The 2,509-nt window shown below is 71.2% G+C and carries 4 protein-coding genes; 2 read left to right on the plus strand and 2 right to left on the minus strand.

All coding sequences use genetic code 11. The features are described from left to right. Positions 1-13: 13 nt before the first annotated feature. The gene (locus ACFR9S_RS12595) at positions 14-172 is read left to right on the plus strand and encodes a universal stress protein (protein ID WP_379818808.1); all 159 of its coding nucleotides are present in this window, start codon (positions 14-16) and stop codon (positions 170-172) included. A 90-nt stretch (positions 173-262) separates the two neighbouring features. Continuing rightward, positions 263-664 carry a hypothetical protein gene (locus tag ACFR9S_RS12600; protein ID WP_379732604.1) on the plus strand — a complete coding sequence of 134 codons (402 nt, stop codon included), beginning with the start codon at positions 263-265 and terminating at the stop codon, positions 662-664. A 14-nt stretch (positions 665-678) separates the two neighbouring features. On the opposite strand, the gene ACFR9S_RS12605 is transcribed toward ACFR9S_RS12600, so the two are convergent. Both ACFR9S_RS12605 and ACFR9S_RS12610 read right to left on the minus strand, forming a co-directional pair. After that, on the minus strand, positions 679-876 hold the full coding sequence (locus ACFR9S_RS12605; protein ID WP_379732605.1) for a hypothetical protein: 198 nt from the start codon (positions 874-876) through the stop codon (positions 679-681). Positions 877-906: 30 nt separating this feature from the next. Next, complete coding sequence (locus ACFR9S_RS12610; protein WP_379818805.1) at positions 907-2,364, minus strand: RtcB family protein; 1,458 nt, start codon at positions 2,362-2,364, stop codon at positions 907-909. Between the last annotated feature and the right edge of the window lie 145 nt (positions 2,365-2,509).

Raw genomic sequence — 2,509 nt, forward strand, 5'->3', positions numbered from 1 at the left:
CGGGGCGACCGGGCTGGCCATGTTCGGGCGCGAACGCGGCGCCGACCTCGTCGTCTCCGGGAGCCACGGCCGCTCGGGCATCTCGCGGGCGCTGCTGGGCAGCGTCGCCGAGAAGGTGCTCCGGAAGACGAAGATCCCCGTGCTCGTCGTCGACGCGCGGGGGGAGGAGTGATCCACAGACGGCGAATCCACGAACGGCGCTGATCCGCGCCGACCCCACCGCCGCCGAAACCCACGTATCGTTCGGGCGCCTACGGCGCCCATGGCCTACCCCGTCACCTACTACTGCCCGCGCTGTGGCGCCGTCCACGAGCTGGAGCGCGAGGGGTATCTCGCCGACAAAACCGTCACGCCCTACCCGCTGGAGGGGTGGAGCTACGTCGATCCCGACGAGCCGTTCGAGGACGAGGAGGGCGTCGACGGGGTCCGGTTCGTCTGCGGCGCGGACGAGGAACTGCTCCTGACGGGCGAGGAACTCCCCGACGCCGCGGAGGCGCCCGATTCAGGCTGCGGGGAGCCGTTCTACCTCTCCTTCGTCCGGTTCGAGGAAGGCGAGGAAATTCAGCCCGAGCGCGGCGACGACCGCGTCACCATCGGCGTCGGCCCGCAGCGACCGCGCGGGCCGGACAGCCCCGGCGGCCCGAGCGGTCCCCACGGCGACTGAACGCGGATCGGCGGTCAGTTCTCCCGCAGTAGCTCGTACACCGTCGGGTGGCTGAGGAGGTTCGCCGCCGTGAGCGCGAACAGCACCACGCCCGCGACGACGACCACCTGCGTGTACGGGTCCGGCGGGATCAGCAGCGTCGACACCGGGACGGCCACGGCGAGGATGGCGAGCGCGATGCCGACGAACCGACCGCGCCGGGTTTCGAGCATACGCCCCGTACGCTCGCTCCCGCCTAAAGCTCAGCCCTTGATGTTGCAGACCGGGAACGTCCGCGCCACCTTGTCGCCGATGTCCAGTTCGTCGCTGACGCGGACCACCTCGTCGACGTCCTTGTACACGCCGGGGGCCTCCTCGGCAATGGTGGCGCCGGAGTTGGCCTTCACGTAGATGTGCTCCTGCTCGGCGAGGTCGTCCTGCACGTCGCCGCCCCAGAACTCTCCCTTGGCCTGCGTCCGGGACATCAGCCGCCCGGCGCCGTGGGCGGTCGAGCCGAACGTCTCCGCGAGCGAGCGGTCGCCGCCCTTCAGCACGTAGCTGCCGGCGCCCATGGAGCCGGGGATGATCACGGGCTGGCCCACGTCGCGGTACGCCGGCGGCACCTCCTCGCGGCCCGGCGGGAACGCCCGAGTCGCGCCCTTGCGGTGGACGAACAGGTCGCGCTCCTCGCCGTCGACCTCGTGAGTCTCGCGCTTGGCGATGTTGTGGGCCACGTCGTACAGTAGCTCCACGTCCGCCGTCTCGACGGCGTCGAACACGTCGGCGAGCGTCTCCCGCGTTCGGTGGGTGATGAGCTGGCGGTTCACCCACGCGAAGTTGACCGCGGCGCACATCGCGCCGTAGTACTCCTCGGCCAGTTCGGAGCCGGCGGGTGCCGCCGCGAGGTCCTTGTCCGGCAACTGCTCCAGCAGGTCGCCGTGTTCCTGCTCGATCCGGCGCACGTAGTTCGAGCAGATCTGGTGGCCCAGCCCGCGGCTGCCGCAGTGGATCAGCACGACGATCTGGCCCTCGGAAAGCCCGTAGGCGTCGGCGACGGCGTCGTCGAACGTGTCGGTCACGCGCTGGACTTCGAGGAAGTGGTTGCCCGAGCCGAGACTCCCCATCTGGTTCATCCCGCGGTCCTTGGCCTTCTTCGAGACGTACTCGGGCTTCGCGTCCGGCCGGCGCCCCCCGTCCTCGCAGTGGTCGAGGTCGGCCTCGGTCGCGTACCCCTGCTCGACGGCCCACTCGACGCCGCGTTCGAGCGCCCCCTCGACCGCGTCGCGGCTCCCCTCGATCACGCCGCCGCCGCCGAGCCCGGAGGGGACCGCGTCGAACAGCGCCTCGACCAACTCCTCCTCGCGGCCGCGCACGTCGTCGTACCTGAGCGGCGTGCGGAGCATCCGGACGCCGCAGTTGATGTCGAACCCCACCGCACCGGGCGAGATGCAGCCGTCCTCGGCGTCGATGGCGCCGACGCCGCCGACCGGGAAGCCGTACCCCTGGTGGGCGTCGGGCATCGCGAGGGCGTACTTCGTCATCCCGGGCAGCGCCGCGGCGTTTTTCAGCTGCTTGAGGCTGTCGTCGTCGCCGAGGTCCTCGAGCAGCGCCTCGCTCGCCAGCACGCGGCCGGGGACCTCCATCTCGCCCTCCCGCGGGATCTCCCAGACGTGCTCCCGGACGCGTTCGAGCGTCACGTCGCCGAACTCTCTCGTGGTCATGCTCGGGCGTCGGGGCCGGAGGAGAAAGACCGTTGCGTGTCAGTCAGCGGTCGGCGCCGGCTCGTCCTCGCGCTGCTGGACGTCGGTGTCGTCGTCGAACCGCTCGGCCGGGCAGTCCAGCGCCACCTCGACCGGGATGCGCCCG

The sequence above is a fragment of the Halolamina salina genome, from assembly GCF_042678005.1.
In the GTDB taxonomy this organism is placed as follows: Archaea; Halobacteriota; Halobacteria; order Halobacteriales; family Haloferacaceae; genus Halolamina; species Halolamina salina.

Excerpts from the sequence above, each read along its gene's own strand:
- ACFR9S_RS12605 (WP_379732605.1), bottom strand. The coding sequence starts at position 876 with ATGCTCGAAACCCGGCGCGGTCGGTTCGTCGGCATCGCGCTCGCCATC.
- ACFR9S_RS12610 (WP_379818805.1), bottom strand. The coding sequence starts at position 2,364 with ATGACCACGAGAGAGTTCGGCGACGTGACGCTCGAACGCGTCCGGGAG.
- ACFR9S_RS12600 (WP_379732604.1), top strand. The coding sequence starts at position 263 with ATGGCCTACCCCGTCACCTACTACTGCCCGCGCTGTGGCGCCGTCCAC.